Annotated in this window: 26 protein-coding genes and 1 pseudogene; 26 read left to right on the top strand and 1 reads right to left on the bottom strand. The window is 43.6% G+C overall.

What is annotated here, in order from left to right; all coding sequences use genetic code 11:
• Positions 1–147: 147 nt before the first annotated feature.
• The 13 genes and pseudogenes from LI162_RS01690 (at position 148) to LI162_RS01635 (ending at position 14,129) form a co-directional block, all read left to right on the top strand.
• The gene (locus tag LI162_RS01690) at positions 148–822 is read left to right on the top strand and encodes an ABC transporter ATP-binding protein (protein WP_055157098.1); all 675 of its coding nucleotides are present in this window, start codon (positions 148–150) and stop codon (positions 820–822) included.
• Complete coding sequence (locus tag LI162_RS01685) at positions 819–3,263, top strand: ABC transporter permease (RefSeq protein WP_055157096.1); 2,445 nt, start codon at positions 819–821, stop codon at positions 3,261–3,263. Before LI162_RS01690 ends, LI162_RS01685 begins: the two co-directional genes overlap by 4 nt.
• Before the next feature lie 204 nt (positions 3,264–3,467).
• Positions 3,468–4,151: a response regulator transcription factor gene (locus LI162_RS01680; protein WP_055157629.1), complete on the top strand. Its 684-nt coding sequence runs from the start codon at positions 3,468–3,470 to the stop codon at positions 4,149–4,151.
• On the top strand, positions 4,148–5,056 hold the full coding sequence (locus tag LI162_RS01675) for a sensor histidine kinase (protein WP_155203578.1): 909 nt from the start codon (positions 4,148–4,150) through the stop codon (positions 5,054–5,056). Before LI162_RS01680 ends, LI162_RS01675 begins: the two co-directional genes overlap by 4 nt.
• Positions 5,057–5,154: 98 nt before the next feature.
• The gene (locus LI162_RS01670; RefSeq protein WP_155203580.1) at positions 5,155–5,835 is read left to right on the top strand and encodes an ABC transporter ATP-binding protein; all 681 of its coding nucleotides are present in this window, start codon (positions 5,155–5,157) and stop codon (positions 5,833–5,835) included.
• A gap of 13 nt (positions 5,836–5,848) precedes the next feature.
• On the top strand, positions 5,849–8,398 hold the full coding sequence (locus LI162_RS01665; protein WP_155203582.1) for an ABC transporter permease: 2,550 nt from the start codon (positions 5,849–5,851) through the stop codon (positions 8,396–8,398).
• Positions 8,399–8,488: 90 nt separating this feature from the next.
• Positions 8,489–8,629, top strand: coding sequence for a hypothetical protein (locus tag LI162_RS16035; RefSeq protein WP_416389057.1), 141 nt, complete (start codon positions 8,489–8,491; stop codon positions 8,627–8,629).
• Positions 8,572–8,718 (top strand): annotated as a pseudogene (locus tag LI162_RS15860) (ORF6N domain-containing protein); the annotation flags it as partial. The gene LI162_RS16035 and the pseudogene LI162_RS15860, both read left to right, overlap by 58 nt.
• Before the next feature lie 20 nt (positions 8,719–8,738).
• Positions 8,739–8,840: a helix-turn-helix domain-containing protein gene (locus LI162_RS16020; RefSeq protein ID WP_173021094.1), complete on the top strand. Its 102-nt coding sequence runs from the start codon at positions 8,739–8,741 to the stop codon at positions 8,838–8,840.
• 211 nt (positions 8,841–9,051) lie between these two features.
• On the top strand, positions 9,052–9,744 hold the full coding sequence (locus LI162_RS01650; protein WP_007890426.1) for a response regulator transcription factor: 693 nt from the start codon (positions 9,052–9,054) through the stop codon (positions 9,742–9,744).
• Positions 9,741–10,772: a sensor histidine kinase gene (locus LI162_RS01645; protein ID WP_055192238.1), complete on the top strand. Its 1,032-nt coding sequence runs from the start codon at positions 9,741–9,743 to the stop codon at positions 10,770–10,772. The genes LI162_RS01650 and LI162_RS01645 overlap by 4 nt, the downstream gene beginning before the upstream one ends.
• Positions 10,773–10,954: 182 nt before the next feature.
• A complete protein-coding gene (locus LI162_RS01640) occupies positions 10,955–11,620 on the top strand; it encodes an ABC transporter ATP-binding protein (protein WP_015536575.1) in 666 nt (221 codons plus the stop codon).
• A gap of 16 nt (positions 11,621–11,636) precedes the next feature.
• Complete coding sequence (locus tag LI162_RS01635; RefSeq protein WP_138373914.1) at positions 11,637–14,129, top strand: ABC transporter permease; 2,493 nt, start codon at positions 11,637–11,639, stop codon at positions 14,127–14,129.
• Positions 14,130–14,385: 256 nt separating this feature from the next.
• On the opposite strand, the gene LI162_RS01630 is transcribed toward LI162_RS01635, so the two are convergent.
• Positions 14,386–15,426 carry a DUF6076 domain-containing protein gene (locus LI162_RS01630; RefSeq protein ID WP_110104246.1) on the bottom strand — a complete coding sequence of 347 codons (1,041 nt, stop codon included), beginning with the start codon at positions 15,424–15,426 and terminating at the stop codon, positions 14,386–14,388.
• 302 nt (positions 15,427–15,728) lie between these two features.
• On the opposite strand from LI162_RS01630, the gene LI162_RS01625 reads away from it, so the two are divergent.
• From LI162_RS01625 to LI162_RS01570, 13 genes are all read left to right on the top strand, one after another.
• On the top strand, positions 15,729–15,953 hold the full coding sequence (locus LI162_RS01625; protein WP_110104245.1) for a helix-turn-helix domain-containing protein: 225 nt from the start codon (positions 15,729–15,731) through the stop codon (positions 15,951–15,953).
• A 145-nt stretch (positions 15,954–16,098) separates the two neighbouring features.
• Positions 16,099–16,302, top strand: coding sequence for a hypothetical protein (locus tag LI162_RS01620; protein ID WP_004614949.1), 204 nt, complete (start codon positions 16,099–16,101; stop codon positions 16,300–16,302).
• 286 nt (positions 16,303–16,588) lie between these two features.
• On the top strand, positions 16,589–16,906 hold the full coding sequence (locus LI162_RS01615; RefSeq protein ID WP_008816380.1) for a DUF3847 domain-containing protein: 318 nt from the start codon (positions 16,589–16,591) through the stop codon (positions 16,904–16,906).
• Positions 16,907–16,908: 2 nt separating this feature from the next.
• Positions 16,909–18,381 carry a MobQ family relaxase gene (gene mobQ / locus LI162_RS01610; protein ID WP_074104019.1) on the top strand — a complete coding sequence of 491 codons (1,473 nt, stop codon included), beginning with the start codon at positions 16,909–16,911 and terminating at the stop codon, positions 18,379–18,381.
• Between the two features lie 47 nt (positions 18,382–18,428).
• Positions 18,429–19,169, top strand: a complete 741-nt coding sequence (locus tag LI162_RS01605; RefSeq protein WP_115714956.1) for a CHC2 zinc finger domain-containing protein — start codon at positions 18,429–18,431, stop codon at positions 19,167–19,169.
• Complete coding sequence (locus LI162_RS01600) at positions 19,054–20,394, top strand: virulence-associated E family protein (protein ID WP_115714955.1); 1,341 nt, start codon at positions 19,054–19,056, stop codon at positions 20,392–20,394. The genes LI162_RS01605 and LI162_RS01600 overlap by 116 nt, the downstream gene beginning before the upstream one ends.
• A gap of 270 nt (positions 20,395–20,664) precedes the next feature.
• A complete protein-coding gene (locus tag LI162_RS01595) occupies positions 20,665–20,850 on the top strand; it encodes a hypothetical protein (protein ID WP_004849804.1) in 186 nt (61 codons plus the stop codon).
• A 107-nt stretch (positions 20,851–20,957) separates the two neighbouring features.
• Complete coding sequence (locus tag LI162_RS01590) at positions 20,958–22,580, top strand: recombinase family protein (protein ID WP_008791695.1); 1,623 nt, start codon at positions 20,958–20,960, stop codon at positions 22,578–22,580.
• Positions 22,581–22,803: 223 nt separating this feature from the next.
• A complete protein-coding gene (locus LI162_RS01585) occupies positions 22,804–24,126 on the top strand; it encodes an MATE family efflux transporter (RefSeq protein ID WP_155204809.1) in 1,323 nt (440 codons plus the stop codon).
• A gap of 8 nt (positions 24,127–24,134) precedes the next feature.
• On the top strand, positions 24,135–24,986 hold the full coding sequence (locus tag LI162_RS01580; protein ID WP_055147048.1) for an AraC family transcriptional regulator: 852 nt from the start codon (positions 24,135–24,137) through the stop codon (positions 24,984–24,986).
• Between the two features lie 350 nt (positions 24,987–25,336).
• Entirely contained in the window at positions 25,337–25,459 is a 123-nt protein-coding gene (locus LI162_RS15520; protein WP_255615881.1) for a hypothetical protein, read from the top strand.
• On the top strand, positions 25,459–25,725 hold the full coding sequence (locus LI162_RS01575; protein ID WP_172675352.1) for a hypothetical protein: 267 nt from the start codon (positions 25,459–25,461) through the stop codon (positions 25,723–25,725). The genes LI162_RS15520 and LI162_RS01575 overlap by 1 nt, the downstream gene beginning before the upstream one ends.
• Before the next feature lie 14 nt (positions 25,726–25,739).
• On the top strand, positions 25,740–26,597 hold the full coding sequence (locus LI162_RS01570; RefSeq protein WP_155204811.1) for a TrmH family RNA methyltransferase: 858 nt from the start codon (positions 25,740–25,742) through the stop codon (positions 26,595–26,597).
• Positions 26,598–26,728: the final 131 nt, after the last annotated feature.

The following is a 26,728-nucleotide window of genomic DNA, read 5'->3' as shown; positions in this document are numbered from 1 at the left end:
GTAAGATTTCTGCTCGTTTTTTGAAAGTGAAATGAAAGATTATCCTGATACAATTTGGATGTAGGTTGAAAAATGACCAAATATATAAACAGGCAAAGAAAGCGTGCTGAAAAGGTACGCTTTACAGAATTGAAAAGGAGGCAACACATGAGTGTGATATTAGAAACCAAGCAGCTTTGTAAGTTTTATGGCGCAGGTGAGAATCAGGTCAAAGCGGTCAATCAGGTGGACATTCAGATTGAGCAGGGAGAATTTGTCGCAATTGTTGGAAAGTCAGGTTCCGGTAAAAGTACATTACTTCATATGCTTGGAGGGCTAGACACCCCGACAAAAGGCAGTGTTACTTTAGCAGGGAAAGATTTATACAGGATGAAGGAAGATGCCCTTGCTGTTTTCCGCAGAAGAAAAATCGGATTTATTTTTCAGGCATTTAATCTGGTTTCATCTGTTAATGTCTGGGAAAATATTGTACTGCCACTGGGGCTGGATGGAAGAAAAGTGGATGAAGCGTATGTAAATGATATTATTGCAACTCTGGGGATTGAAAAGAGGATTTACAATTTGCCAAATCAGTTATCCGGAGGACAGCAGCAGAGAGTAGCAATTGCAAGAGCACTGGTGAATCGTCCGGAAATTATATTTGCAGATGAGCCGACAGGCAATCTTGATTCTAAGACCAGTGATGAGGTGATCGCCCTGCTTAAGATGACAGCAAAAAAATATGGACAGACAATTGTAATGATTACCCATGATGACGAAATTGCACAGGTCGCTGACCGTATTCTGGTGATTGAGGACGGACAGGTGGTGGATTTCAGATGAAGACAATAAGCAGGATTGCATATAGCAATGACAAAAAGAACAAGACAAGAAGTATACTGATTATGATGTCCATATGTCTGACTACGATGCTGCTTGTGATTATCAGTACTGTGGGAAATGGAATGATACGTTTGCAGAAAAGTCAGGCGGCAGGCTCATATGGAAGCAATTATGGTCTGTTTGTCGCAGCAGATGCCTCGCAGTTAAAGGAAGTAAGCCGCCGTGCAGAAATAGATGCAATAGGAATTATGTGTACAGAAGGCATCATAAAAGGCAATGAAAAAGGCGGGTTTGTCTGCATGGATGAGACTGCAAGAAAAATGCTTCCTTATAATAAAGAATATGAGTTAAAGGAAGGAAAGTATCCGGAAAAAATGCAGGAAATTGCCGCCGGAAGAGCTTTTTTTCGTGCAATGGGATATGATGATGTAAAGGTCGGAGATACGGTTACACTGGATTACCGTGCAGGGATGCGGTCAGAATATAAGCCGGAAGAGTTTGTTGTCAGCGGAATCCTATATGACCGGAATGAGTATACCATCGAGGCATCTTATGTTGCTTTCGGGTCACAGGAGTTTTATGATGAGCACGTCGCAGAGAATGACAGACAGTATAATATCTATTTTACGTTAAACGATTCTGAAAATGTATCTATGAATAATATTGAACCGGTTATAAAGCAGATTGCAGCATCTTGTGGAATCGAAGAAAAAAACGTTATAGTCAATGATCTCTATTTGCAATGGGTCTTGCAGCCGAGTTATGAAACGATTGCGGTATGTGGAATTCTGATTCTTGCAATTGTACTTTTCTCTGTTGTGGTCATTTATAATATTTTTCAGGTCGGTATTGTCAACAAGATACAGGAGTATGGAAAAATCAAGGCTCTGGGAGCGACAAAAAAGCAGATGAAACAACTGATCTTCAGAGAGGGCATTTTTTTGACAATTTTTTCAATACCGGTTGGATTGCTTCTTGGTTTTCTGATTGCAAAATGCGGTTTTAACTGGCTGGTAGAACAGGGAAATCTTGTATCAACCGGAACGGGCTCTATGGGAGTCCAAAATCAGCAGGTGCCACTGTTTTCCCTGCCTGTTATACTTCTATGTATTTTCGTATCATTTCTTACCGTTGCTTTGGCACTGCGCAAACCAATGAAAATTGTTTCACGGATTTCACCTATCGAAGCAACACGGTATTTAGAAAATGCAGAAACACACAAAAAAGGAAAACGAAATGGCAGAAAAAATGTCACCGTGTTTTCTATGGCAATGGCAAATATAACGGGTAATCCAAAAAGAACCATTGGTACCATCCTCACACTGGGGCTTTCCTGCGCATTGTTTGTGATTATCTCTAATTATGTAGGAAATATTGATACGGAGCATGAAGCACGTCTTTCCGTTAATCATGGACAATTTGAACTGCAGCTTGACTATTCTGCTGAGTACGATGAAAGATATCCGGAGAATAATCTGGATACGATTCTGACGGATAATCCATTGAATGATTCAATGATTGAAGAAATCAAAAGCATTCCGGGAGTGACAGATGTCATGACGAGAGAGATTGTCTCTGTAAATCTGAACGGAACAAGATTTCCGGCTACTATTGTGAGTAAAAAGGATTTTGATTTTATGCGCCAGGACGGGGATATTGGCTCTATGGACTATGATCAGGCGGTAAAGAATGGTGAAATTTTCTTTGGCTGGTCGATGTGGATGGAACAAGATGGATATGCTCCGGGTGAATCCATTGCATTTGACTTTGAGAATGGAAGTGGAACCTATACCTATCAGGGAAAGATTGCGGGATCCTTTGTAAGCGCGGACACTTATCTTGTCATTCCGGAAGGTGTATACCGTTCCATGAATCCGAGGGGAACAGCCTATGGATATCTGTGGGTGGACTGTGATAAAAAAGATATGGCATCTGTAGAACAAAGTCTGAATACTTTGATTTCTAATACTTCGCATATAAAAATGGATACTTATCATGCGCAGTTACAATCTGCCGAATTTGCAAGCAGTATGATGAAGCTCGGCTGTTATCTGTTTATGGCGGTTGTGGGACTCATCGGTTTTATGAATATGGCAAACACCATGATCATGAATATTACGACAAAAAAGCAGGAATATGGTGTATTACAGGCTGTGGGTATGACAAATAAACAATTAAATTTATGTCTGCAGTTACAGGGACTGATTTTTACGGTTGGCACCATATGCGTAGCTTTGATCATTGGTCTGCCGCTCGGCTATACACTTTTTTCCTATGCAAAACATAATGGAATATTTGGAATGAATATCTACCATGTTCCAATCGTACCAATTTCTATTATGATTCTTTTGGTCGGTCTGTTGCAGATTGTACTTTCCTGCGTTTTAAGCAGTAATCTGAAAAAGGAAACGCTGGTAGAAAGAATAAGGTATCAGGGATAGCAAGTAATATGTAATGAACTAGGTCTTAACGAAGAGGAGAAATAGATAACTTCCATTTTGTATGTATGATAAATCTAAACTGTATTTTGCAACAGTCTCTTGCTGTTTATAAGATAAATTCTGCCGGAGATTTTGATTTAATGATTTGATTTATAAAACTGGCAATGATACAATTAGCGTAATTTGAAAGAAAGCAGAGAAAATATGAGTGAAAAGTTACTGATTGTTGAAGATGACAAAAAATTAAATGATGGAATCCGTCTGGCTTTAAAGAATGATGCTTATTTCTTTTATCAGTGCAGAACTTTGCAGGAGGCTAGAGAGATCTTGAAAAAGGAAGATATCACATTGGTTTTGTTAGATGTGAACTTGCCGGATGGGAATGGGATTGATTTTGTAAGAGAAATAAGGAAAAACAGTCAGGTGCCGATTATTCTGCTTACAGTAAATAACATGGAAGTAGATATTGTAACAGGATTGGAAGCTGGGGCAAATGATTATATTACGAAACCGTTTAGCTTGATGGTTTTGCGTGCAAGAGTGTCTGTGCAGCTTAGAAATAAAGAGGCAGCAGCTAAAAATTCTATGGAGCTTGATGGATTTGAGTTCTATTTCGATAAAATGGAATTTTTCAAAGATGGAGAACCTATTGAACTTAGTAAGACAGAACAAAAGCTTCTTAGAGTGCTGTGTGAAAACAGAGGAAAAGTATTGAAACGGGAATATCTGATTGACGAGGTATGGCAGGGGGATACAGAGTTTGTGGATGCTCATGCTCTGACTGTTGCAGTCAAACGCCTCAGAGACAAATTAGAAGATGATACGCAGAAGCCTGAATATGTCAAGACGGTTTATGGAATTGGTTATACATGGGCGGTGAATGGATGATAGAAACAATTATGTTGATTGTAGTTATATTTGTCCTGAGCGGAGTTTTTTGGTACAGCTTTTTTTATCAGAAAGAAAAAAAGCTTTTGAACCGGCTGCAGCGAATGCTGGATTGTGCAATAGATGGAGAACTGGAACGGACAGACATATCAGAAGAAAAGTATTCTGCTCTTGAAAACAGCATGAAACAATATATAGACAGTAGTTTTCTGGCAAAAAAAAATCAACAGGAACAGAAAGAAGTGATACAAAAACTTATTTCAGATATTGCGCATCAGACACTGACTCCCATTTCAAATCTGAAAGTCTATGGAGAAATACTCTCTGAAGTGAGTAATGAAAATCAAGAGGAGATAGCTACCATTTTGGAGCAGACGGAGAAATTGGATTTTCTGATACAATCACTGGTCAAATTATCACGAATGGAGAGCGGAATTATAGCAGTACATCCGGAGGATACTGCTATTGCACAGATGTTTGCATCCGTACAGCAGCAGTTTAATGTAAAAGCAATGGAGAAGGATATTTCCCTGAGTCTATTTGACACGGATTTACATGCTATGTGTGATGCAAAATGGACCGTGGAGGCACTCGGAAATATTGTAGACAATGCGATTAAATACACAGCATGTGGGGGAAATGTTCAGATAAAAGTCGAGCAGTATTCTTTTTTTGTAAAGATTGATATCATTGATGATGGCATTGGAATAGAAAAAGAAGAAATACCAAAGATATTTGGAAGATTTTATCGGAGTCTGTCAGTGGCAGACCAGCCAGGAGTAGGAATTGGCTTATTCCTTGCAAGAGAGATCATTCAGGCACAAAAGGGGTATATAAAAGTGACATCAAAGAGAGGAAAGGGTTCTACATTTTCTGTGTTTCTTCCGATAGCAAAGAAGGAATAGTATCAAAACTGTGACATTTCAGAAACCAGATGGAGACATTGTTATGATAAAGTCTGTATTGTAAAGATCAATACAGACTTTTTTGATGGGAGGATGGCATGAATATATTAAAAGCAGTGAATTTAAGAAAAATATATGGACAGGGAGAAACAGAAGTCAAAGCCCTTGATGGTGTAAATTTAGAAGTGGAAAAGGGGGAGTTTGTAGCGATTGTTGGAACCTCTGGAAGTGGAAAGTCTACATTGCTTCATATCATTGGTGGTTTGGATAATCCAACATCCGGTCAGGTCATTGTTGACGGACAGAATTTAAGCCATATGACAGATGAAGAGCTTACTATTTTTAGGCGTAGAAATATTGGATTTGTATTTCAACAGTATAATCTGGTTCCGATGCTGAATGTATGGGAAAATATTGTTCTTCCTGTAAAACTGGATGGAAAAAAGATTGAAAAAGGTTATGTAAATGAAATCATAGATACACTGGGTATTCGGACAAAACTGGAAAATCTTCCAAGTGCACTGTCAGGGGGTCAGCAGCAAAGAGTGGCAATCGCAAGAGCATTAGCAGCAAAACCTGCTATTTTGCTGGCAGATGAACCGACAGGCAATCTGGACTCAAAAACGAGTCAGGATGTATTGGGACTTTTAAAAGTCACCAGTAAGCGTTTTCATCAAACGATTGTAATGATTACTCACAATGAGGAGATTGCCCAGATGGCTGACAGGATTTTACAGATTGAAGACGGAAAAATTGTTTCAGACAGTGGTTTGGTATAGTGAGGGCGATTATATGGTAAAAGTAGAGAATAAAGAAACGTTACGATTATTGACGAAACGTTTTATGAAAATGAACCGAGCAAGAAATATTATTGCTGTTATTGCAATCATGTTGACATCACTGTTATTTACAAGCCTCTTTGTGGGGAGTGTATCCATGATACTTTCCAAAAGAGCAACGGAAATTAAGCAATTTATGGATTCATCCCATGCTATTGCGCAGAATTTGTCAGAAGAAGATGCGGAGAGATTGCAAAAAACAATAGAACAGGATGAAGATGTGGAACGATATGGTTCCGGTATTTTTCTGGGAGCTGGAATGGACGAACGGTTTGGATTTTCCGTAGAGGTCCGATATGCAGATGAAAATATGGCAGAAAGTTTTAATTGTCTGCCAACTACAGGAAGACTGCCGGAGAAAGAAAATGAAGTAGCACTTAGCAGCACGATATTGGAATCTCTGGGTGTTACACCAAAGATTGGGGAAGAAGTCACGCTGACCTGGGAAGTAAATCCTATGCTGAAACAATATAAGACAGATACGTTTCAGATATGTGGATTCTGGCAGGGGGATAAAGCTGTTTTAGGTCAGATGGTCTGGGTATCCGAAGCCTATGCAAAGGAGAATCGTTATCCCGTTACGCAGGAAGAATTAGAAAATGGTATCTATAATGGGGGAAAGGAGTATTCTGTCTGGTACAAGAATCTTTGGAATCTGGAAAAGAAAACAGAAAATATATCTAAGACAGCAGGATTTACGAAAGCAGGGACAGGATTGGAGATCAATCCGGCATATAATCTTTTTGAAGAGGATTCATTTTCATTCACTTCCCTTATTGTAATGGTACTGTTTGTGATATTGGCTGGTTACTTAATTATTTATAATATTTTTAATATATCCGTGAAAACGGATATTAGAGCCTACGGATTATTGAAGAACGTGGGAACAACAGGAAAACAATTGAAAAAAATTGTACGTATGCAGGCGTGGAGATTATCAGCTATTGGCATTCCAATCGGATTGCTTTGTGGTTATCTTGCAGGTCTTTGTATGGCTCCGTCCTTGACTGCAGATGCTGAAATTAGTGCACAGGCAGGAAAAACGGCTCAGACAGTAGTATCAGCAAATCCTTTGATTTTCCTTGCAGCGATACTTTTAACGCTTTTAACGGTGTATCTCTCCAGTCTGCAGGCTTGTAGAATGGTGGAAAGAGTTTCGCCTGTGGAAGCTCTGCGTTTGGCAGAAGGAGAGCAGTCACATAGGAAAATAAAAAAGAATACTTCTGTAACCTGGTGGGGGATGGCAGTTCAAAATGTGTTACGAAATTGGAAAAAGGGATTGATTGTTATGCTTTCTATCGCTCTTTCTATGGTGGTTGTCAACTGTATCGTGATGTTGGTGCAGGGATATGATTTTGATTCTTACCGAAAAGTGTTTTTAGCTTCCGATTTTCAACTGGATCAGATGACGGGAAGTTTGTCAAATACGAATTTCAACGGTATTACACCTGAAATCAAAGAGATTTTGGACGAATGTCCCGATAGTGCTAAGACAGGATATGTGTATTATTCTGAAGAAACCCACAAGATGGAGCCGGAACTTCTGAAAACATGGGAAGCATTCGCAGATAAATATGAAAAAAACTGGACCGATTATGAAGAACAGGTTTGGGAAGATGCAAAGGCTTCCAATACAGTAAGTGTTCATTTTCTCGGAATCAGTGAGTCGGTGTTTGACAAATTAGAATGGAGAGGGGAAAAATGCTCTTGGGATACATTTAAAAGCGGAAATTATGTGGTTGTAGATTATGGTGATAAATATGCAGAGCATCCGGTTTCTTATTATCAGACTGGGGATGTTTTTCAGATGGAGTACAAAAATGGAAACCAAAAAGATTACGAAGTCATTGGAGAAGCACTGATGCCATATGCATTGGATTATCCGTATGCAGACTTTATCTATATTACGGTATTAGTTCCAGAAGATGAGTATATTACCCAGACGGAAAATGAATCAGCCATGTATGCTGCCATCGATGCAAAGAAGGGCAAGGACAAGCAGATAAAAGAATACATTGATGAAAATATTTTGAAAGAAAATGATATGATCAATGTGTTTTCTGTATTGGACATGAAAGAGAGTTTTCAACAGTTTGTCAGCAAATATTATATGATCGGTGGTTTTCTTGTCGTTATTTTAGCATTTATCGGTATTATGAATTTCTTTAATACAACAGCAACCTCTGTAATCAGCAGGAAAAAGGAACTGGCGCTTTTGGAAGTTGTTGGAATGACGAAAAAGCAGATATCGAAAATGTTGGTGGCTGAGGGATTCCTATATTTGGGAGGTGCATTTGTGATTGCAGTATTATTAGTTGTGTTTGGGGCAGAGAAGATTTTAGCAAATACACTCGGTACGGCATTTTTCTTCCGGCTGCATCTTACGATAATGCCATGTGTGCTTATGATTCCGATTTTGGTTGGGATTGCGTATGTGATACCAAAGTATCAGTTTGAAAAGATGAGTCGGGAAAGCATTGTTGAAAGGATTCGGAAAGAATAATAACAATGTGTAAATTAGGCGTATGGATCCAATCCATGCGCCTTTTTTAGAAAATTACAATTCTATATCATATGATTTTTTCGAGAAGAGTTGCGGACGATTTTTTTGACCGCAAACCTTAACAGTAAGAGCAGATATAATCCTCATGTATTTACAGAGCAAGGATTATATATGCTGATGAAAGGGTTTTCTTATGTGGTGCTTCATCAAAGGATGCTGGCGCTAGAATAACCAGTATTGTTGAAGATTATGGAATATCTAAATATGCCCCTGTGATTGCCACGCTGTTAAAAAATTCGACGTTAATTTTACCACAATAGAGGGGAGCGAATGATTAAACATTCGTAAAGACAATCTATTAACACAAGAGGAGTTTGGCAAATTATTTCATGTTACCAGGCAAACTGTTTCAAATTGGGAAAACGGAGTTTCCCATAGTTAAAGATACCACACCAAATATGATGAACCCACGCTTATACACTACCAGCTATAATAAACCGCAAGGACAGCAATTTGATGATACTGCTGTCCTTTCTTTTATAAAATTGCAGTACACATAAAAAAGCTGTAAAATGATAAATATATTTGTCCTTGTAACATTTCACGGACATTTGCCTGTTATACTATCTGCAAAAAGCAAAGGAAGTGAGGATATGAAGCAGATTTTAATTGTCGAGGACGACAGTTTTTTGAATAAGATGTTGGCCTATAACCTGACAGCAGACGGCTACGGCGTGACTTCTGCCCTAAATGCCAGAACCGCAGCCGAAGCCATCCGCCAGCGGGAATTTAATTTAGTGCTGCTGGACATCAACCTGCCGGACGGGAACGGTTTTGAACTGTGCAAGCTGATAAAGCCCCAGCACCCGGATACCATCGTGATTTTCCTGACCGCCAACGATCAGGAAAGCGACCAGATACGGGGCTATGAGGTGGGCGCGGTGGACTACATCACAAAGCCCTTTGTGATCGGGGCCTTGCAGCGGAAAATCAAAGCCATGTTCGCCATGCTGGAACACCACAAACCGGCCAAGGACATTTACGACGACGGGCGGCTGTTTCTGGACTTCTCGGAACAGACGGCTTCCTTAAATGGCAAGCCCCTGACCCTATCCCCGATGGAGTACAAAATGCTGAACCTGTTCCGCAAAAATCCCCGGCAAGTGCTGACCCGTGGGCAGCTTTTGGAAAAGCTGTGGGATATAGACGAAAGGTTTGTAGACGAACACACCCTGACAACTTCTATCAGCCGGATTCGCAGCAAGATTGAATCCGACGGCGGCGCGCCCTACATCAAGACCGTTTACGGCATGGGCTATCAATGGACGGGAGGCGAGGCAAAATGAAGTTTCAAAACCTCTCGGTAAAGCGGCTGTTTGGCCGGGTGGCAATAGGGTTTGCCCTCTCCATGTCCGGGATCACCATAGCCCTTTTTCTTGTGACAAAACAGACGGCGGTGCTGCTGACGGGCGGGGCGCTGCTGTTGTGCGCCCTTGTAGGGATTTTTGTACTGACGCAGGCGTTTGGAAAACGGTTATCACAGTTTACCGCTGACCTGTGCCAGACCTTAGACCACATGATTGCCGGAAATGAAGCGCCCCAGCGGCCAGAGGACAGCGAAACCCAGCTTGCCAGAATCGGACACCGGCTGGCAAGGCTTTACCAGATCATGCAGGAGAACCGCCGCCGGGTGGACGAGGAACGGCAGGAGTTACAGACCCTTGTATCGGATATTTCCCATCAGGTGAAAACGCCGGTAAGCAATCTGAAAATGGCGACGGACACCCTGCTGGAAAAGCCTATGGCCGAGGCAGAGCGCACCGACTTTATCCGGGGAATCCGCAGCCAGACGGATAAGCTGGACTTTCTCTTTCAGGCCCTTGTGAAAACCTCCCGTCTGGAAACAGGCGTGATCCAGTTGGACAAGAAACCGGGCCGCCTCTTTGATACCGTGGCACAGGCCATGAGTGGGATCGTGTATGCAGCGGAGAAAAAGGAAATCGCCGTGTCCGTGGACTGCCCGGAGGATTTGACCGTTTCCCATGACAGCAAGTGGACATCGGAAGCCCTCTTTAACCTGCTGGACAATGCGGTGAAGTACACCCCGGCAGGCGGGAAAATCGCTGTGTCTGTGGTGCTGTGGGAAATGTATGTGGAAATCAAAGTGACCGACACTGGCAAGGGCATTTCCGAAAGCAATCAGGCCGCTATCTTCCAGCGCTTCTATCGTGAGGAAGAAGTACACGAACAGCAGGGTGTGGGCATTGGCCTGTATCTGGCCCGCGAGATCGTAACGCGGCAGGGTGGCTATATCAAAGTGGTTTCGGAGCCGGGCAAGGGTTCGGAATTTTCCATTATGCTTCCCTTGCGTTGAGAGAAACTTTCTGCTTCGGGTCAAGTTGGCCCGAAGTGCAGAGATAAAATGAAATGTCCGAGCGTTGTAACATTTCACCTCAATTTTCAATGAATTTTTTTAGCCGCTGTAACATTTCGCGGACATTTGGGTTTTACAATACACTCATCAACAGGTAGGAAACCTTGAAAGGAGTTTTGAATATGAGCGTTTTACAGACGATTGACCTGAAAAAGTATTACGGTACAGAACCGAACATTACCCGCGCCCTTGACGGCGTAAATTTCTCCGTGGAGGACGGCGAGTTTGTGGCTGTTGTGGGAACCTCTGGTAGCGGCAAGTCCACCCTGCTTCACATGATGGGCGGGTTGGACACTCCCACCAGCGGAACCGTGATTGTCCGAGGCGAAGAACTGGCAAAGAAGAACGACGAGCAGCTTACCATCTTTCGCCGCCGCAACATCGGCTTTATCTTCCAGAACTATAACCTTGTTCCCATCCTGAATGTGTATGAGAACATTGTCCTGCCGGTGGAGTTGGACGGGGACACGGTGGATCAGAAGTTTTTGGACGAAATTGTTCACCTACTGGGGCTGGAAGATAAACTGAAAAATATGCCGAACAATCTATCCGGCGGACAGCAGCAGCGTGTGGCTATCGCCCGCGCCTTGATTACCAAACCGGCTATCGTGCTGGCGGACGAACCGACCGGCAATCTTGACAGCAAGACCAGCACTGAGGTGCTGGGGCTTATCAAGCGCACCAGTGCGGAGTTCCGGCAAACCGTTGTGATGATTACCCACAACAACGATATTGCCCGTCTTGCAGATCGGATTGTCCGCATTGAGGACGGCAAAATTGTGGAATAAGTAGGGGTGGCAGACTATGACATGGCCTTTTGAAAATGATACCAGTAACATTGAAAAGAAACTGGCAAAGCGCAGTTTGCACCATGAACGGCAGCGTAATTTATTTGCAATCATTGCTCTTGTGCTAACTGCATTTATGATAACTGCGACATTCAGTATTGGTTTTAGTTACTTTGAAACCTACCAAATGCAACAAATTCGGTTAATGGGAACTACCGCTGATGTCGGAATCACAAATGTAACAGAAAATCAGTTGGTTGACATTTCAAAATCAAACCTTGTCCTTGACGTAGGTATACAGCAGCGTTTAGGCAGTGTTGATACAGAGCAACTGCAAAATGCGAGATTAGGTATAGTTTGGATAGATGATACCGAGTGGGAACACCACCGTCTTCCTACTATATCAGGTGTTGTAGGAAATTACCCATCAAGTAAAAACGAAATTATGCTACCTACATGGGTGCTTGAACAGATGGGCATTTCTGATCCGCAAATAGGGATGGAGATTGTGTTGTCGTACCAAATTGGCGATAGCTATAATTATGTCTCAGACACCTTTTTGCTGTCGGGCTACTATACGGACTACATTCCAATGCGCACAAATAATCGTGGTTATGTTTATGTTTCATCCGCTTTTAAGGATAGCTTAAATGTATCACTGGATAATAGTGTTACGGCAATGATCCGTTTTCAAGGCAATGATAATGCTGACAAAAACTGTGAAAGATTGCGGCGTGAGATTGACTTTACAGAAGGGCAAACATTTGAAATTGCACCATTAGAACAGGCAAATGGTGGAACTATTATTTTAGCTGTAATAATTTTAGCAGTTTTTATATCCTTTAGCGGCTATCTGCTGATTTATAATATTCTTTATGTCTCTGTCGTAAAAGATGTGCAATTCTATGGCCGTCTTAAAACGATTGGAACGACCCAAAGGCAGATAAAAAGAATTATCTATAAGCAGGCAATCAGAATCTCTTGTATTGGTATTCCGATTGGTCTGTTACTTGGTGCGGTTGTTTCCTTTGGCATTGTTCCTTACTTCCTGAATATGATGTATTCAACAAATTCTGATGTGGGAACAAAAGTATCTTTTTCGCCGTTTATTTTCATAGGATCGGCCATATTTACGTTCATTACCGTTATGATTGCAAGCATGAAGCCCGCCAAAATTGCCGGAAGTGTTTCACCAATAGCAGCACTCCAATATACAGCAGCCAGCACAAAGAGCAGCGCCAGAAATTGTAGCAAAATGAAGTTGTCCAGAATGGCATGGAACAATGTCTTTCGTAATGCTAAGAGTACAACCCTTGTTTTTGCATCGCTTTTTTTCGGCCTTTCCTTGTTCCTTGTCGTCACAGGGCTATTACATGGTTTAAGCCCGGAGAATTATGTGAGCCAATGGGGAGTAAGCGATTTTGCACTCACATATAGTATCCACGAAAGAGAAGATTTAATTTCCAGCGAAATGGTTTCAGAGATTGGTCAGCTTGACGGCATTGAGAATTTGAGGTTGACCTATGCACCTTATCCTCAAGTAGCAGCAGATGTTGTATATGACGATGCTGTATTTCACGAGTTTCTTGCGTCATTAGACGGAGTAAACGGCATTGATTTTTCTGATCCGGCAAAATTAGAAAATTATCAGCAAAACTTTTTTAGCGGGGTTTTTGGAATTGACAGTGCATATTTGGAAGAAATCAATAAAACCTTAAACTTGCCTATTGACACGTCTGCCTTTGAACAAGGAAAGGTTGTGCTGCTGTCCAAAACAGTAGAAGGCCTTATTCAGCCGGGGCAGGAAATAACAATCCAGACGCAGAACGGACAGCATTCCTTTATTGTAGCGAACGGTTATTTGAATGAAGGGTTTCGAGCAGGAGGAGACAATGAGAGAGGGACGGCTCCTGATTTGTATATTAGTCAAACAGCTTTGAAAGAACTCTTTCCGCAATATAGAGTGTTCCGCGTGGCCTTTGATACGGATGGTCAACATGACGAAAGTATACTGCAAGAATTAAAGCAAATCACCGCATCACAAGCTAACATTGATATTATATCCCGATATGAACGGCGAGAAGAAATGCAGGAATATCTCATTACAGCAAAGGTTTTAGGAACAGGGTTGTCCGTGATCCTGCTGCTTGTTGGTGTCATGAACTTTGTCAATACAATGGTTGTCAATGTAAATACTCGGCGCTATGAATTAGCTGTTCTTGAAAGCATTGGAATGACAAAGCGACAAATCAAACGAATGCTATTTATGGAAGGTTTCTATTATTGGGGCGTTTCCCTTTCCCTTGCAGTCACCATTGGAACAGCAATCTTCATCTTGCTATATATGGTTTTTAGTAAAGTGGCCTATTATGCTGTTTTCTCCTATCCATTTATCCCACTGGTGCTGGTGTCTGGACTGGTGTTGCTAATCTGCCTTATTGTGCCTATATGGGTCTACAAAACTGACGTTAACCTTCCAGTTGTGGAACGATTGCGGTTGACAGAGTGAGTTTTATCAAATAGCAAAACATCCTTAGATCAATCATATCGAAGCGGAGCAGATTTTAGCTGCTCCGCTTCTTTAGTATTTTTCAAAAAATTCTTTTGAAATGTCCGAGCTTTGTAACAATTCAGCCTGTTTTTCTGTCGAAATCAAAGGCACCTCGGACATTTATAGTTCTTCCAAAAGTTTGATGATAATATTACCATTCATGGAAGAAGCAATCTGTTATTGCAATAATGCGAAATTGACGATAGAAAGTTTTTCATATCTCGGTCAGCTCAACAATTACATTACTCTGCTGATACAGCCAGTCCGCAAATTCTTTCGGGCTGGCCATTCCTGTTTTTACAGCTTTTTTTCTCTGTAAGGCTTCTTTCTTAAAGTCAGCAAAGGCAGCCTGTATTTTTTCCAGACGGTCAGCCGGAAAGCCTGCGGTATTTTTTACCCGGTTTATTTTGTTGCGCCAGTTCTGGCATTCATTTTTATAAAGCAGGTCATAGTTATTTTCTCTTGCCCTCTCGTCAAATTCCCGCTTGTTTTGAAGCGCCTGTGCTTTTCGGCATTTGTCACTGCACAGCTCATATCGCTGGCTCTTTGCCAGAAAATATTTCCCGCAGACCTTGCACTGCCGGAAACAAAGCCCCCAGTCATTCAGCCTGTTCAGATAATAGGTAATCAACGGGTAGAGGGACGCATAGGCAGACACACATTCTTCTGTGCGCCGGTTGTCCGGGAACCAGAGGTCAAGCCGGGTATCTTCTGACGGTGCGCCTTTGAAATAAAGGCTGCCAGCTTGAAAATGTTTCGGTTTTCCTGTCTCCCTGTCAAAGCTCATGGTTTCGTTTTGGAATACCCCGGTCAGTCTGCTCATTTTATCCATGAAGCGGTCACAGGCAGCGTTACGGTCACGGGGTTCTCTGGCAAGCAGATAGCTGTTCCAGATACGGAACGCCACATACATTTTCAGAGGGTCATTGCTAAGATATTTTCCCCAGAGAAATTCGCTTGCCGTCTGCTCCAGCTCCGGCTGTTTCCATCGGTTGGAGCGGAGGGCTTGCCGCAGCGGAGAAAGCCCGTATAAGTTCCAATCTCTGTCCGTGTCACGCTCAAAGTTTATCAAAAAAGTCCCCAGCGGGCGTTTCATATCACAAAGCACCTCGGCGTTTTGGCTCCCGTTCAGCTGGAAGCGGATCTGCTGTTCTTCCCCAATCAAAATCCGCTCTTTCATTTTCTTCCTGTCCAGCGTCAGGACAAACAAAATCCTCTCAAAACATGGCTCATGCCGTATAAACTGATTCTCCATCCCTATCCCCTGCCTTTGTCTATGGTAATTATATAATTTAGTTATATCCGTTACACTCATGGTAACGCAGAAGCATTGTTTTGTCAATGATGGTCCGCTATGATGATTGTAGTTGGTAATTTCGTACCACACAGTACCTTGACAAGTGAATGACCGTCCAAAAGGGATATGACCGGCAGGAGAAGTGACGCATCCGGCGCACCAATGCAGGGAAACACCGCAGGAATGGGGCAGGAAAACGGCTTTGGGGGAGAACGGCAACAGGAAGCATTTTAACCTATTTGATTTATGGGAGGAACAGAATGAACGATAAAAAGAGATTGAACAGCTACGAGGATTTACCTCTGGTTCTGGATGTGGCGGACATCCAGCGGATTATGGGAATTTCAAGAGCGAGCGCCTATGAGCTGGTACACACCCCCAGCTTTCCGGCGTTCCGCAGGGGCAGGCTTATCAAGGTCAGCAAAATTGCTTTCTTTGAATGGATGGCAAAAGGCTCTGAAACCGTACCGGGAAGCGACAAATAAGCGTGAGGTATTATCCCCTGACTGCAATACCGCCGCACTTTCCAAAGGGGCATACAGAGGGAAAAACCTTAAAAATGATACCGAAACGCTACGCCAAAACAGCCTATCTGCGTACATCAGATAGAAACGGAGGAAGGAGCCGGTTATGGCAAGAATGAGCAACAAGCGGCGGCTGGAATGGTCTTTCTTCTTAAATGACCGCAGCCGTATCACTTACAACGAACTGTGCCGGAAATGCCAGCACGAATGTAAACAGAGCTTCCGGGCGGTTGTGGTTGACTGCCCGAAGTATCTTTCCAAGCGTTCCAAGAAAAAGGACAAGACTGCCGGAAACGGCAAAATCCCTTAGGAACTAAGGGCGCACTTCTATACATAGTCTAAAGACCATGTATCGTGCGTCCTGCGGAGCTTACCTCTGCCGCTGATAAAATCAGCAATCCGAGGTCTGCGTTCGCTTCGCTCCGACAAGGTGGCTACACCCCCTTGCGCCGCTAAAGCGGCTATCCCCTGTGTACCCGCCGCAAAGAGAAATCCGCTCTGCGGTTTTCCCTTTTCATCGGGTTTTATAGAAGCACTGACACACGGACTGTCTGCGGATGGTCTTTCTTTATCTTATCAGCAAAGGATGTGAGAACATGGAAAAATCTTTGGAACAGTTGAAGCAGGAATATGAAAAAACCACTGTCCTGCTGGAACAGGAAAAACGGAAAATGCAGCGTTTGAAAAACCGGCAGGCGTATCTGGAAAGCGGTTCCCGGAAACAGAGGACGCACCGGCTGATTACCCGTGGGGCAGCTATTGAGAGCATTGCACCACAGACAAAGGAGCTATCCGAAGCGGAATTTTATTCCCTCATGGAAAGCATTTTGAATCTGCCGCAGGCGGAGCATTTCATCCGGTCTGCCACAGAGAACCACGCCCGTATTTCCGGGCAGGAGAAAGGCGGTGACTAAGGATAGCACTTTATCATTTTTCAATCGCACAGATCAAGCGCAGCGCCGGTCAGAGCGCCATTGCCAGCGCAGCCTATCGAGCCGGGGAGCGTCTTTACAGCAGCTACTATGGAGAAGTCAGCGACTACACCAAAAAGGGCGGCGTGATCGCTTCGGAAATCATGCTGCCGCCCCATGCGCCGGAAATATATCTTGACCGGGCGACCCTCTGGAATGCTGTGGAGAACTGCGAGAAACATCCAAAAGCACAGCTTGCCTATTCCTTTGATATTGCCATGCAGAATGAATTGACGCTGGAAGAAAACATGGAGCTGGCGAGGAAGTTCGTACAGGAGCAGTTTGTGACAAAAGGCATGATTGCCGACCTTGCTTTTCACAGCCCGGAGAAAGAGGACGGCGGCATCCCTAACCCGCATTTTCATGTGATGACAACCATGCGCCCTTTGAACCCGGATGGCACATGGGGACAAAAACAGCGTCGGGAATATCTTCTTGATGAAGATGGAAACCGAATCCGGGATAAAAACGGCGATTATATGTTTAACGCTGTCCATACAACAGACTGGCATGAGCCGGAAACGCTGGAACACTGGCGGGAGCAGTGGGCGGCTGCCGTTAATACAAAATTTGAGGAAAAAGGGCTGGATGTGCGTATCGACCACCGTTCCTATGTGCGGCAGGGGCTTGACCTGATACCTACTGTCCACGAGGGAGCTAATGTCCGGCAGATGGAAGCAAAGGGCATCCGCACCGAGAAAGGGGAACTGAACCGCTGGATTAAAGCCACCAACCGGCTCATGCAGGATGTGAGGAAGAAGATCAAAGCCCTGTTTGTCTGGATGGCAGAGGTAAAAGAAGAACTTTCCAAACCGCAGACACCGAGCCTTGCCGACCTGTTGATCGCTTATTACAACCAGCGCAACGCAGGGGCATGGAGCAATAAAGCCAGAACCGGAAACTTAAAGCAGTTTGCCGAAGCCGTCAATTATCTGACGGAAAACAAGCTGCTCACATTAGAGGATTTGCAGGAGCGTCTTTCCTCTGTCAACGAAGAATTTGAAGCGTTAAGCGACTCCATGAAAAAGAAATCTGCCCGGATAAAGGAATTGCAGGAATTGATACGGGAGGGCGAGAATTACCAGCGGCTAAAACCTGTTCATACGGAATTGAACAATATCAAGTTTAAGAAACAGAGGGAGAAATTTGAAACATCCCACGATGCGGAGTTACGGCTGTTTTATGCCGCCCGCCGTATTTTGAAAGAAAAACTGGACGGAAAACCCATTGCCCTGAAAGCATGGAAACAGGAATACGCACAGTTAAAAACAGAGTATGCCGAACTGTCTCCGCAGCACAAGCCACTCCGGGAGGAAGTCATACGGCTACGGCAGGTGCAGAACGCCGTAGATACCGCACTGCGCCGGAGGGAGCAGCCACAGGCAGTACAGAGAAAGAAACATGAGATGGAGCTATGATATAACCGGCAGCTTTACCGCTACCAGTATTTTTATGGAGGGAGCATTTGAATGTATTTGAAGCGGTGAAACAGTCTGTTACCACCCGGCAGGCTGCTTCATTCTATGGAATCCGGGTGGGGAGAAACGGCATGGTCTGCTGTCCATTCCACAATGACCGCACGCCCAGCATGAAAGTGGACAGCCGCTTTTACTGCTTCGGCTGCGGGGCTTCCGGGGATGTGATCGACTTTGCCGCTTTGCTGCATGGATTGGGGAAACGGGAAGCTGCGGTCAGGCTTGCGGAGAACTTCGGCGTTTCCTATGAGAAATCCGGCAATGCGCCGCCAGATAGGAAGCGTCACAACAGGTCACAGCCCCGACAAAAATCAGCGGAGCAGAGATTTCAGGAAACGGAACGGTATTGTTTCCGGGTGCTATGCGATTATCTGCGCCTGCTGGAGCATTGGAAAACAGCACACGCCCCACAGCCGCAGGATGCCATCTGGCATCCTCTTTTTGTGGAAGCGTTGCAGAGGATAAGCTACACAGAATACCTTTTGGATATTTTGTTATACGGAGAAATAGAAGAAAAAGCGGCATTGATCGCCGCACAGGGAAAGGAGGTGTTGCGGCTTGAACAGCGAATTTCAGAGCTTGCCGCCGGAAACGCAGGAAGCGGTCAAAAGGACGATGGACACAATGGAACCGGCGCAGACACCGGCAGAAATCCGGGAAACATTAGAGGGGACGCAGAAAGGCGGCGTGAAGAACAGCATCCGAAACTGCCTGACGGTGTTCCAGCGTGACCCTCTGTTTCGCGGGGCGCTGCGCCTGAACCTTTTGACGGAGCAGATTGACATTGTGAAGCCGCTGGGCTGGGAGCGCACCAGTACCACGCTGACCGACATGGACATGAACTACCTGCTTTTGTATCTGGAAGAAAATTACGGGCTTACCAGCGAGAAAAAGGTGCAGAGCGCCATCAAGATTGTTGCCAATGAAAACCGCTACCATCCAGTCAGGGATTACCTGAACAGCCTGCAATGGGACGGCACAGAGCGCATCCGTTACGCCCTGCATCACTTTCTGGGAGCCGATACGGACGAATACACCTATGAAGCCTTGAAACTGTTCCTGATGGGAGCCATCCGGCGGGTATTCAGACCGGGGAGCAAGTTTGAGGTCATGCTCTGTCTGGTTGGTGGTCAGGGAGCCGGGAAATCTACCTTTTTCCGGCTGCTGGCAGGCAGGGACGAATGGTTTTCAGACGATTTGAAAAAGCTGGACGATGAAAATGTGTACCGCAAGCTGCAAGGGCATTGGATTATCGAGATGTCGGAGATGATTGCCACAGCCAACGCCAAGAGTATTGAGGAAATCAAGTCATTCTTAAGCCGCCAGAAAGAAACCTACAAAGTGCCGTATGAGACACATCCGGCAGACCGGCTGCGGCAATGTGTATTTGGAGGGACGACCAACCGGCAGGACTTTTTGCCCCGTGACCGCACCGGCAACCGGCGCTTTCTCCCCGTGACGGTGTACCCGGAACGGGCGGAGGTTCACATACTGGACGATGAAGCGGCGGCGAGGGCGTATATCGAACAGATGTGGGCGGAAGCCATGACGGTTTATCGCAGTGGGAAGTATAAGCTGTCATTCAGCATAGAAATGAACCGATACCTGAACGCCCACCAGCAGGACTTTATGCAGGAAGACACACAGGCCGGCATGATCTACGCCTATTTGGAGGACTACACCGGCGACAGGGTATGTTCCAAGCAGCTTTATGAGGAAGCGCTGGGGAACTTAAATTCCCCGGCAGACTGGGAGACACGGGCAATCTGCGAGATTATGAATACCGGCATTGCGGGCGGCATCATACAGGGCTGGGTAGCCTACAAAAGCCCGAAGCGGTATAAGAAATACGGTTCTCAAAAAGGCTGGGAGCGTGTCAACCAAGCTCCGCCGGAGGGGGACGGTTTTCAGGAAATCACGGAAGAAGAAGCCCGGCAAATGGAACTTCCATTCTGAAAAGCCACCGGTTGACAGTTTGGTTGACGCTTTGGTTGACAGCCGGTTGACGGGGAAAAGCCTGATATTTGGGGCATTTCTCTCCTTTGTCAACCATGTCAACCAAGAAATCAAAGAAAAAGTAAAAAGTAATAATAGAGCGCCTATGGATTGTTTTCAAAGTCTTTTCTGCCGGTTGACACGGTTTGGTTGACACGGAGACAGTCTGCGGCTGTACACCTGTCTGACATTCCCTTGTCGGGCATATTTCATTTATGGAGGTAACTGCCTATGGCAAAAAGCAAAAACGAGAGCAATAACAAAAACAGCGGCACCCTGCTTACCGAAAAAGACGGCACCCAGTATTTTGTCATGGGGAAAGTCCGTATCAAGGTATCGGAGCATTTCGCACAGGATGGGAAGCCGCTTGACAGCCTGCTGGAAGATGTGATCCAGCACGCTGCCGCCGCTTCCTGAAAAAATACGGAATAACGACTGTCAATCAGCCCACGCTTATGATATACTTGTACCAGCGAGTATTGTATAAGCGTGGGTTGTTTCTTTTAGAAGGAGGATTTTTAACCGTGAAACAACCATACAATACAACGATTTATAACACTGCACTATATTTGAGATTGAGCCGTGACGATGAATTACAGGGGGAAAGCGGCAGTATCCAGACCCAGCGCATGATGCTTAGACAGTATGCCGCAGAGCATGGGCTGACCGTTGTAGACGAGTACATTGACGACGGATGGAGTGGGACAAATTTCGAGCGTCCAAGTTTCCAAAGGATGATTGATGACATCGAAGACGGGAAAATCAACTGCGTTGTCACAAAGGACTTATCCCGTCTGGGAAGAAACTATATCCTGACCGGTCAGTACACGGAAATCTATTTCCCCAGCAAGGGAGTACGCTACATTGCCATCAATGACAATGTGGACACCATCAACGGAGAAAGCGAGCTTGCACCGTTCTTAAACATCCTGAATGAAATGCACGCCCGACAGACCAGCAAAAAGGTCAAGGCTGCCATGCACACAAGATTTGCCAATGGCGCACACTATGGAGCCTATGCACCGCTGGGCTATGTAAAAGACCCGGACAAAAAAGGTCATCTTCTGATCGACCCGGAAACACGCTGGATTGTAGAGAAGATTTTTGACCTTGCTGTACACGGGCGTGGAGCCGCCAGCATTACACGGATTCTGGTGGAGGAAAAAGTACCTACCCCCGGCTGGCTGAACTATGAAAGATACGGGACTTTCGCCAATATCTACGCCGGTGCGCCCGCAGAAAAAGCCTATGCGTGGACGATAGCACAGGTCAAGAGCATTTTGAAAGAGGAAACCTACATCGGTCACAGCATTCACAACAAGCAGAGCAACATTTCATTCAAGAACAAGAAAAAGGTGCGGAAGCCGCAGGAAGAATGGTATCGTGTGGAAAATACCCACGAAGCCATCATTTCTGAAGAAGTGTTCCAAAAAGTTCAGGAGCTGATTGCAAGCAGACGCAGGAAACGCAGAAACGGTACGACACAGATTTTCGCAGGATTGATAAAATGTGCAGACTGCGGATGGTCTTTAGCCTATGGGGAAAACAAGCAGAATAAGAACCCATACGGGTACTACCATTGCAGCAAGAACGGGCAGGGATTACGCCAGTGTTCCATGCACTATATCCGCTATGATGTACTGTATGCCTATGTGCTTGCAAGACTGCAATACTGGTCTATGCTGGCACAGAAAGACGAGGACAAGCTGCTGAAACGCCTGCTCAATGCCAGCGACAGGGAAAGAAACTCTGCGAAGAAAAAGCAGGCTGCGGAGCTGAAAAAGGCAGAGAAGCGTAAAGCCGAGGTTGACGGGCTGTTTGCTAAAATGTATGAGGACTGGTCTGCCGGACGCATAACCGAGTATAACTTCAATATGCTGTCCGAGAAGTACCAGAACGAGCAAAAGGAGCTTGAAACAAAAATAAGACAGCTTCACGAAACGATGGAAGCCGCCGTACAGACCGCAGCGGATGCTGAAAAGTGGATTGCCCTGATGAAACAGTATGTCAACCCTGTGGAGCTGACCGCCGAACTTCTGAACACTCTAATTGAAAAAATAACCGTCCACGAAGCTGTCAAGGGCGAGGACGGAAGCCGTGAGCAGGAAGTAGAAATCTACTACCGCTTCATCGGCAAAATCGACTGACCTTTCTTTTTTACCCAACAATATCTTTAATTAAGGGAGACGGGAAAAAGTTATCCTGATTTGCAAATCCTTGTAAGCATGAGTAATCAATTTAGCTCGAACCCAGTGCTCTTTAAGATAAAGTGGAAATAGTGCAATTTTCACATGATATTATACAAGAATTACATAGAAATATATCGTATTATTGATATAGTATTCTTGAATTGTATGTGAGGAGAAAACTATGGCAGCGGAAAGAAAAACATTAACACAGCTATCTGTGCCAATATGCTTAGAAACTTTATTTTATATGCTTTCAGGTATGGTCGATACGCTTATGCTATCATCTGTAAGTGACCAGGCTGTAGGGGCAGTGGGAACAGCAAATACATATATAAGTGTTTTTATTATCATGTTCGGCGTAATATCATCGGGTATGATAGCCGTTATGTCACAAAATATCGGAGCCGGAAGACCGGGGATAGCGTATCAGGCAAGGCAACTTGGACTTATATTCAACGCATTGATAGGTATCGTAATGTCTGTCGTTCTTGCTACTTTTTCTGGTGGGATACTTAGAAGCGTAAGTATTGCTCCAGCTTTGCTTGAGCCGGCTGAAATATATCTTAGAATTGTTGGCGGCACATGTTTTTTAAATGCACTGATTCCTATTTTCTCCAGTTATTTGAGAGTGTTTGGATATACAAAACATTCTTTGATAGGAACTGTTGTTGGAAATGTTCTCAATATAATACTTAATTCAGTATTTTTATTTGCATTCAACTGGGGTGTGATGGGAGTTGCTGTTGCCACGGTTATTTCAAGAGTTGTAAATCTTATTATTGTAGCAGGTATGGGGGCTGTGCTTATAAAAGCAAAACAGAGTCCTGAGCGAATTGCATCAAGAAAGATATTTGCGCAGATTGTTAAGATTGGTTTTCCTTCTGCGCTTGAAACAGCACTTTACAACATCGCAATGACCTTTATTGTGCGTTTTATGAATCAGATGGATGTGGATGGAATGAATGTTACAGCGCGTTCATATGCGATACAGATTGCAAATTTCTCGTATTGCGTGGGAGCTGCCCTTGCTCAGGCAAATGCAATTATGACCGGCTGGAGAATTGGAGCAAAAGAGTTTGAGGAATGTAACAGGGGGACGAGAAAAGCTGCGATATATGGTATCATCACAGCGACATGTTTTTCCGTGACCTTTGCATTTGCCGGACATTTTATCGTGCATATATTTACGGATGATATACAGATGATAAATCTTGTGGTAAAGTTGTTAATAGTAGATATATTTCTTGAACTTGGAAGGGTAACAAACCTTGTATATGGGCAGGCGTTAAAAACGAGCGGAGACGCATTTTTTCCGGTTATATTAGGTGCGATATTTATGTATTTGTTTGCAGTTGGCGGAACCTATTTTCTCGGAATACACATGGGACTTCTGGCTGTAGGAGCATATATTGCTATGGCAGGTGACGAATGTGCGAGAGCAGTGGGAATGGTACTTAGATGGAAGAGTGGAAAATGGAAGAGTAAAGGTCTTGTAGAAGTATAGGAGAGAGTATGTACTTTGAATTAAAGGAAAATAAACCACATGGTACAAAGGATGATCCGTTTAGTACATATCATATAAAAAATGAAGGACGATCATTTCAGATACCGGTTCATTGGCATGATGAACTGGAAATTATATATGTAAAAAGCGGTTTTTTGACTGTTAGTATATCAGGAGAAAATTATATTGGAACCCCCGGGGATGCTTTTGTAGTGTCGCCGGGTAATCTGCATTTTATGGGTTCACAGACTGATACAGTGGATTATTTTACTTTCCTTTTTCCGTTAAAATACATATCTTTTTGCATAAATGACATGTTGGATGATAAATTATTGGAGCCGTTAAAAAATGGTCATCTGATGATAAGTCCAAGAGTAAAAGATACAGCAAAAGAACTATGTGAGCAGTTGGTTGAAATATATGTGGCAAAAAATAAGAAAACTGAGTCCATAATAACTGCTCAGATAAAGACAAAAATAATTCTTTTACAGTTTATTCTTGAAATGTGGGAGAAGGGCTTTGTAATTGAAAATGATAAAAGCGGGAGAAATACGATAGAAAAAGAAATGATTTCATATATACAGCAGAATTTTATGGAAAAGATATCATTAAAAGAATTTAGTGAGCAGTTTCATCTTTCGGAAAAATATATATCGCGATATTTTAAGGAACATTTTCATATTACCCTTTCGCAATATATAACACATTTAAGGTTAGAGCATGCAAAACAGCTGTTACAAGATACTGATATTCCTGTTACAGAGATTGCAATGCAGAGTGGATATCAGAATGTAAGCTATTTTATCAGAAGCTTCAAAAAAACATATGGAGTTTCTCCGTTAAAATATAGAAAAAAATAAGCCAGGTATATGGTTAGAAAGGAGAGGATATGCATATCTTACCAGTATTATGGATCTATATTTCAGAAAAATCATTTCCTGGGTACTAAGTGAGACGTTGGAGGCATCTCATGTAGTAAAATGTTCGGTTTTTACAACAGTCTGTTTCGTGTGTAGTTTATCATCGTGATCACAATGAAGGCGTGCCGGGATGTTTCTTTTCGAAAGAAGCAGAAGCAACTTATGATCGCAGTATTAAAGCATTGGCGAAGGATCACGGTATCATTTAATATGTGTTTTAATCTTTATTCCCCCCTGTGTGTATGATAAAATAGTAACAGGAATTTTATCGACAGACAGGGGGAAAAATTATGTCAAAAATTGTGAATGAACCAAAGATCAAAAACAAGTTTGTAGTCAAAATCAGAGAGCTTTTAGAGCACCGTGCGTTCTGGCTTTATCTCTTGGTGGACGAGGCAGAAAGCCGGATGTAGTGACGAAGAGATTGCAAGATTATGTGATATTGCAATGTGTGGAGATCATGGAATCGGAAAATGCTTTGGCATTCGACTATTTCAATGAGAATCAGATCAGTTTTGAGTGGATCGTGGATGAAGGCGGTGCCGTGATTCGATTCGCTCCAATCGATATAGATAAACAGCAATACGCATCTGTGCACGGAGAAAATGAAAATATATCTGTGGAAGAGATTCATCTGATGGTGGATTTTTATAGAAAATTGATTGGAAAATATAAGTAATAAGTGGAGAGAAAATGTTAAATATTATAGAAATCAACAACTTTAACGCACCGGAACTGGACGTCTACGCACGTTATACGGAAGCACAGCTTCTGAATAAAGACCGTCCGGAAGATGGACTTTTTATTGCAGAAAGTCCGAAAGTGATTGGACGGGCGTTGGATGCCGGATATATTCCAATATCTGTTCTGGTTGAAAAGAAACAGATGGAAGAAAATGAAGAGACGCAAGAAGTTCTTGCAAGATTTGAGAATACAGGCACTTCTATTTTTACAGCAGAGTTTGCTGTCCTTACGCAATTGACAGGATTCAAGCTGACGAGGGGAATGCTTTGTGCATTGAAACGCCGACCACTGGAAGATTTCAGGAAACTTTGCGAGGGAAAGAACAGGATTGCCATTCTGGAAGACGTGATGAATCCAACGAATGTCGGAGCAATCTTTCGATCGGCAGCAGCGATGCATATGGATGCGGTATTACTGACTTCAGGATGCAGCAATCCATTGTATCGAAGAGCATCCAGAGTAAGTATGGGAACGGTGTTCCAGATTCCATGGACATTTATTCAAGACGATAAAGAACGCAGATGCGACAGGAAAGAGATCTGGCCGGTCCAGGCAATCGAAAGCCTGAAAGCACTTGGGTATAAGACAGCAGCACTTGCATTAACCGATGATTCCTTAAGTATTGATGATCCGCAGCTTATGAGTGAAGAAAAACTGGCAGTGATTCTTGGAACAGAGGGGGACGGACTTATGCAGGAGACAATTAAAGCTTGCGATTATACTGTGAAGATTCCGATGTCACATGGTGTAGATTCTCTGAATGTGGCAGCAGCAAGTGCAGTGGCGTTCTGGCAGTTGAGAAAATAAAGATTTATCGTAGGGATTCTTTTTCAAGTTCGGACGAAATCAGATAGCGCTTATAAAGTTTCTTCTAACAGACAGACATTGAGGGATTGATGCAGGCTCCGGGTTCTGTATACAGGAAAGACTAAGAAAAA

The sequence above is a fragment of the Mediterraneibacter sp. 210702-DFI.3.120 genome, assembly GCF_020561005.1.
Lineage (GTDB): Bacteria > Bacillota > Clostridia > Lachnospirales > Lachnospiraceae > Mediterraneibacter > Mediterraneibacter faecis.
This window is presented reverse-complemented; position numbering and strand designations above follow the sequence as displayed.